Source organism: Paenibacillus sp. 01T422, assembly GCF_056398785.1.
On sequence record NZ_JBFTQB010000350.1, the window covers coordinates 1 to 6,150 of the forward strand.

The 6,150-nt window shown below is 46.1% G+C and carries 10 protein-coding genes; all 10 read left to right on the forward strand.

All coding sequences use genetic code 11. The features are described from left to right. Positions 1 to 675: YIEGIA domain-containing protein (locus tag AC1DUA_RS19520; protein ID WP_477501355.1), on the forward strand; the 675-nt coding region annotated here is incomplete at its 5' end. 6 nt (positions 676 to 681) lie between these two features. Then, a complete protein-coding gene (locus tag AC1DUA_RS19525; protein WP_477501356.1) occupies positions 682 to 861 on the forward strand; it encodes a capping complex subunit for YIEGIA in 180 nt (59 codons plus the stop codon). 129 nt (positions 862 to 990) lie between these two features. After that, positions 991 to 2,316 (forward strand): ribosome biogenesis GTPase Der, encoded by a 1,326-nt coding sequence (der, locus tag AC1DUA_RS19530; protein ID WP_477501357.1) that lies wholly within the window; start codon positions 991 to 993, stop codon positions 2,314 to 2,316. Between the two features lie 14 nt (positions 2,317 to 2,330). Then, entirely contained in the window at positions 2,331 to 2,939 is a 609-nt protein-coding gene (gene plsY, locus AC1DUA_RS19535) for a glycerol-3-phosphate 1-O-acyltransferase PlsY (RefSeq protein WP_315949250.1), read from the forward strand. A gap of 54 nt (positions 2,940 to 2,993) precedes the next feature. Continuing rightward, positions 2,994 to 4,037: an NAD(P)H-dependent glycerol-3-phosphate dehydrogenase gene (locus AC1DUA_RS19540; protein ID WP_477501358.1), complete on the forward strand. Its 1,044-nt coding sequence runs from the start codon at positions 2,994 to 2,996 to the stop codon at positions 4,035 to 4,037. Positions 4,038 to 4,130: 93 nt separating this feature from the next. Then, positions 4,131 to 4,397 carry a stage VI sporulation protein F gene (locus AC1DUA_RS19545; RefSeq protein WP_145655996.1) on the forward strand — a complete coding sequence of 89 codons (267 nt, stop codon included), beginning with the start codon at positions 4,131 to 4,133 and terminating at the stop codon, positions 4,395 to 4,397. A 100-nt stretch (positions 4,398 to 4,497) separates the two neighbouring features. Further along, a complete protein-coding gene (locus AC1DUA_RS19550) occupies positions 4,498 to 4,677 on the forward strand; it encodes a DUF2768 family protein (RefSeq protein WP_477501359.1) in 180 nt (59 codons plus the stop codon). Between the two features lie 18 nt (positions 4,678 to 4,695). Beyond that, the gene (locus AC1DUA_RS19555) at positions 4,696 to 4,989 is read left to right on the forward strand and encodes a 2Fe-2S iron-sulfur cluster-binding protein (protein WP_477501360.1); all 294 of its coding nucleotides are present in this window, start codon (positions 4,696 to 4,698) and stop codon (positions 4,987 to 4,989) included. A gap of 27 nt (positions 4,990 to 5,016) precedes the next feature. Then, positions 5,017 to 5,601 carry a nucleotidyltransferase family protein gene (locus tag AC1DUA_RS19560; RefSeq protein WP_477501361.1) on the forward strand — a complete coding sequence of 195 codons (585 nt, stop codon included), beginning with the start codon at positions 5,017 to 5,019 and terminating at the stop codon, positions 5,599 to 5,601. A gap of 36 nt (positions 5,602 to 5,637) precedes the next feature. Then, positions 5,638 to 5,991 (forward strand): 2Fe-2S iron-sulfur cluster-binding protein, encoded by a 354-nt coding sequence (locus AC1DUA_RS19565; RefSeq protein WP_477501362.1) that lies wholly within the window; start codon positions 5,638 to 5,640, stop codon positions 5,989 to 5,991. The last annotated feature ends 159 nt before the right edge of the window (positions 5,992 to 6,150 follow it).

Sequence of the window (6,150 nt, forward strand, 5' to 3'; positions counted from 1 at the left end):
GCGCAGCAGTTCCGGGATGTTCGCAATATGGAAAGACAAAGCTTAACGAAGGTTGATGAACTGGAGTTAGTACCAAGAGGTGCTGCCTATATCGAAGGCATCGCCATGGTGTTCGAGGGAAGAAATTATCTGGTCATATTCTCAGCTTTTCTGGCGTCCCTCTTCAGTATTTTGTTTGCTTGGTACTGGGGAGTCCTAGCCGGTATTTTGTCGATCTGGATTTCTCACTTTTTTAAATCGGGTAAAAAGTTAGGGGAAATAGCGGATATAGAAGTCGCTCCGATCCGGATTGATGGACCTGATTTGTTCGTAGGTTCCATTTATATTATGAATGTGGGGCTGGAGGATAGCCGAAGTAAGATTCAAGAACATGGGGTAGGTTTTCTGATCAAACCCAAAAATCGCAATTCTCGCGTGACCTTGGCGAATCTCGGCCAAAGACAGGCGATACTCCATGATATTTCAACCTTGTTTGGTGTTTACCGGGATGAGGGGGAACCTTCTCTGCGGCCAATGGCCAAGCTGGATATGAATTCAGGAACTGTCGGAGTGCTGCTGCTGCCACAGGAGAAAGATGTGAACAAGACATTTGTTGCTCTGCATCGGGTTCCTGTGCTGGAGAGTGCTGTGCGTATGCCGTCTGAGGCCGGTGTTAACAAAAATAAGGGGGCGTGAAGCGCCATGTCGCAAATTCTTGCTGTTGTGACATTAACGAAAGATCGGGTTGGCGGAGGTGCACCAATCTTTGTGGTGGAGCAAGAGGAGGATCTGCAGAAAGTCTCTTTCTCGCTTGAAAAAATATTGGATGCGAACGCGCATGATCTAAAAAACGGCACGATGATTTTGGTCAAGCATACTTGAGATGCTGATATGCCAGGGTCAATTTGGCTAAGTCTCAAAAGAGATTAGCCAATCCGTGTCTTTTTTGTTATGATGTAAGTTGCGTATTTTTCCATGGCTGATCATGGAATTCGAAGGAGTGAATGAGAATTGGCTAGACCAGTACTTGCAATTGTCGGCCGACCGAATGTCGGAAAATCCACCATTTTCAATCGGATCGTAGGCGATCGTCTTGCGATTGTAGAAGATAAACCGGGTGTAACACGTGATCGACTCTATGGTGTGGGTGAATGGCTGAATACGTCATTCAGCGTGATTGATACAGGCGGTATTGAAATTGATGGCGAGGATGCGATCCTCAAATCTGTTCGTGTGCAGGCTGAGCTTGCGATTGAAGAAGCGGATGTTATTGTATTCATGGTAGATGCTAAAGCAGGCGTAACCCCATCGGATGAAGAAGTAGCCCAACTGCTTTTCCGTTCCAAAAAACCGGTCGTACTTGCTGTGAACAAAGTGGATAACCTTGCGCGCCAAGATGACATCTATGAGTTCTATTCTCTGGGATTCGGTGATCCGGTTGGGATTTCGGGTTCACATGGCATCGGGATCGGTGACTTACTAGAAGTTGTTTGCGGGCTATTCCCAGACAAAAAGGACGACGAATACGGGGAAGAAGTTATTAAGTTTGCCTTAATCGGTCGTCCGAACGTAGGGAAATCTTCCATGACGAATGCCATTCTCGGTGAAGAACGGGTTATTGTCAGTGACGTTGCCGGCACAACGCGGGATGCCATCGATACGCCATTTGAGCGGGATGACCAGAAATTTGTTATTATTGATACTGCTGGTATGCGCAAAAGAGGCAAGGTTTACGAGAACACGGAGAAATATAGCGTTATGAGAGCAATGAAAGCGATCGAACGCGCAGACGTTGTGCTCGTAGTTATTGATGGCCAAGAAGGCATCATTGATCAGGACAAGCACATAGCAGGATATGCACATGAAGCAGGAAAAGCGATTGTCATTGTCGTAAATAAATGGGATATCGTTGATAAAGACGATAAAACCATGCAGCATTTTACACAAACGATTCGCGATCATTTCTTGTTCTTGAGCTATGCTCCGATCGTGTTTGTATCAGCCAAAACAACGCAACGCTTGCATAAGCTGTTGCCGGTTGTTATTCAAGTGGCCGAAAACCATGCCCTACGTGTTCAAACGCATTTGTTGAACGATGTTGTTTCCGATGCCGTAGCGTATAATCCTCCTCCGACGGATAAAGGCAAGCGTCTGCGGATTAACTATGTGACACAAGTTGCCGTTAAGCCTCCTGTCTTTGTGCTCTTCGTGAATGAGCCTGAGCTCATGCACTTTTCATATGAGCGGTATTTGGATAACAAAATCCGTGCAGCCTTTGGTTTTGAAGGAACACCGATACGTATCTTAAGCCGCAGAAAGACTTCGGACAAAGAATAAGGAGATGTTGCAGCTTGCTTTTAATTTCCATAATAACAATCGTAGCAGGTTATTTATTAGGGGCTATAAGTTTTAGTTATTTATTTGGGAAATGGTTTAAAGGCATCGATATCCGCAAACATGGAAGCGGCAATGCGGGCGCAACCAATACCCTTCGCGTATTGGGCAAGGGCCCGGCGATCATGGTATTGATCTTGGACGGTTTGAAGGGAGTTGCTGCCGTTTGCCTTGGCATTTGGGCAGCTCCCGGACCCGATGATATGTGGGTTCGCGTTTTGTGCGGACTGGCTGCCATCATTGGACACAACTGGCCGGTGTATTACGGGTTTCGTGGTGGCAAAGGTATTGCCACTACAATCGGCGTAATGGCCACTTTATGCTTCATTCCAACGTTGATTGCAGGTTTAACGGCTATCGTCATTATTGCGATAACTAGATTCGTATCGCTGGGCTCCCTGATTCTAACCGCACTTTTACCTTTTCTTATTTGGGGAATGGATCGACCATTACCAGTTTTGTGGATCAGTATATTGCTATGCGCGTTTGCTTTTATGCGCCATCGTACTAATATTGTGAAGCTCGTTCAAGGGAAAGAGAATAAGCTAGGTCAAAAAAGAGCATAGTCTGGGCGTACATCACTCAATTATTCCAATGCATAACGTTTAGGAGGGGTAACCATGTCAAACAAAGTATCGGTTCTGGTAGCAGGCAGCTGGGGAACGGCGCTTGCCACGGTACTGGCGGATAATGGACATCAGGTATTGTTATGGTCTCGTAATGAGGAACAAGTGCGAGAGATTAACGAACATAACCGGAATAGCCGTTTTCTCCAAGATGTGGAGTTATCACCGCTTATCGTAGCGACTCATTCGCTGCAGGAAGCGGTCGAAGGGGCAGATGCGATCATTATGGTCGTCCCTTCATCCGGAATGCGTGAGGTTGCATCCAACATGCGTCCCTTTTTGAAAAAAGATGCTTTGCTGATCCACGCGACCAAAGGGTTTGAAACGGGCTCCCTCAAGCGTATGACTGAGGTAATCGCAGATGAGTTGCCCGAAATCAATCCGAATCGGCTAGTGGTGCTTTCAGGTCCCAGTCACGCAGAAGAAGTCATTCGGAAATGTCCGACGACTGTCGTTGTCGCGGCGCAAGATCTGGAAGCGGCAGAGGCCGCGCAGGATCTATTAATAAACGCCTATTTCCGCGTCTATACGAATCCCGATGTTGCAGGCGTTGAAGTGGGCGGAGCACTCAAGAACATCATCGCTCTTGGAGCAGGACTGACTGATGGATTGGGTTTTGGAGATAATGCCAAAGCTGCGCTGATGACCCGCGGATTGGCCGAAATCGCTCGCTTAGGCACCGCGATGGGGGCTAACCCGCTAACTTTTGCCGGATTAGCTGGCATCGGTGATTTGATCGTGACTTGTACAAGTCAACATAGCCGAAATTGGCGCGCCGGAAATAAACTCGCGAAGGGTATTCCTCTAGATGAGGTGCTTCAAGAGATGGGCATGGTCGTCGAAGGTGTAAAGACTACGAAAGCAGCCTACGAGTTATCTCGCAGGTATGATGTAACGATGCCAATTACAGATGAGCTGTATAAGGTGCTTTTCGAAGGGAAATCGCCACAGCTAGCCGCGCAGGACCTTATGGGCCGTGTTAGAACGCACGAAATCGAAGAAGTGGCTACGGATGGCATTACAAATGTGTTGAAGTAGCCTACACCACATTCTTCCCGCATTCATACTATACCGTATAAGTATTTAGTTCTTATCAGGTATAGGGAGGCGGCACATWTGGCAAACAAAGATATGTCTAAAGACGTATTGAGCGTGGTGAAGAAGAAAACGGGGAAAAACGTTACACCTAAAGATATCGAGCGAATTGCAAGCGGTGTGAAACCTTCAACACTTCAAAGTGAGACTCAGCTGCGTCAGTTGATTAAGCAAGTCTCTGGCCTTGTAAATGTCAAAGTATCCGAAGAGACAATTAATGATATCATTCAGGCTGTGAAAAGTTCCAAGCTCGACAGCAATAATATGCAGCAGCTTATGAACATGATGATGGGTAAAAAATAAAAGCATGAAGGGGARCTTGCTGCCCTTTATGCTTTTTTTCTCATCCTATGCTATACTTACTGGTGATAATTTTAAAGATTATACATAAGGAGTTAAAAATATGTCAAGTTTGGACAAAATGTGGGCGTCTTTTGTAGCCATTGGTCTAATGGTTGTCGCATCATTAATGATTTCGTACGCAAGAACGCGTACACAAGGATGGATTCGTGTCGTGCTTTCGACCGTTGCTTTTATTTTATTTATTCCAATTCTACTCTATATGCTGCTATCATTGTTCTAACTTGGAGGCGATACATACATGCTGGAATTAAAGACGCGCAAAACGCAAAAAACAATAGAGCCGGAAACTGGTTTAAGCATACTGGATCATGCGCTCAAAAATGACGTGGACTGGGGCTTCTCGTGCACACGAGGCACGTGCGCCAGATGCCGCTGTTATGTAGCCACTGGACGTGAGCTGCTTTCACTGCCTTCCGATGAAGAAGAAAGTCGACTCGAGCCCGAAGAAATCGAACAGGGATTTCGACTTGCTTGTCAATGCACGATTAAACAATCAGGTGTCATTTCCGTTACGCATAAACCCTATTTTTAAAATTTCTGCCTGAAAGGTGTGGGCATCTTGGTCCTGCTGGAACCGTTAGTACCAACGATTACGACCATCCATACACAATTATTGCAAGCCCCTAGCGTACGATGGCTTATCGGTGGCAGCTGCGGACTGCTTATGCAAAACGTAGATATTGGAAGAAGTCCAAGAGATTTGGATATTTATGTGGATAGGAACGATGTAGTTGCTACACATTCTTCTCTTCAAGATTACTCAGTTGATACACCCGTGTATAGTCAAACAAGCATATATGCCTCGATTCTCAGCCATTATCAGATTCATGGAGATGCGGTAGAAGTAGTTGGGGATTTCAAGGTTGAAGCACTGGATTCCATCTATCAAGTGGAGGTTGCATACTTATGGGAGGGCCATAGTCATACGGCTGTTCTTGGCAACCAAGAAGTGAAGCTTATGCCGTTAGCTCATGAGCTTCTCTTTAATCTATTGCGAAATCGGCCTGATCGCTATGAGGCTATCTATACAACAATGCTTGCTGCTCCAGAATTGCACATGGCGACATTAAATACGTTATTGCAAAGAAATAGTTGGGGACTAGCGTTTGAACAAAGGCTCGGAGAATTAATAGATTCACGCTAATAATTGGGAAGTTGAACAGATAAGTAGGTGGACCTGATGAGTGGGTTTGAAGTGCATTTTTGGCCAGACGACAAGAAAATAAGTGTTCGGGCAGGCACAACTTTACTGGATGCCGGACGGAAGGCTAAGGTTCATATTCGCACGCGGTGCGGAGCCAAAGCCGCCTGTCTGATGTGCAAAGTGAAGGTGAATGACTCTAGCAGCAAGGGGCTTGCTCCTATGAATGTGAATGAACGCTTGAAGCTTGGATCACAAGCGGAGGAAGGCTACCGCCTTGCCTGCCAGGCTCGTGTGATTGGCCCCGTACAGGTGACGATCCCAGAGGATCCTCTGAAGGCTGCTATACGTGCTCAGCTTGCCAGACAAGCTGAAGAGGATGATTTATTTTAGAGAACAAAGATAGGATGATGGATGCGTGAAAATGGCTCAAGGTGTTGTATATGGCAGATGGGTAGGTATCTTCCTTAGTTTGGCTCTATTGTTAAGCGGTTGCGCTTATCCTAAAGAACTGCGTAAGGAGAATCAAATTAACCCTGCGGAGTTTATAAC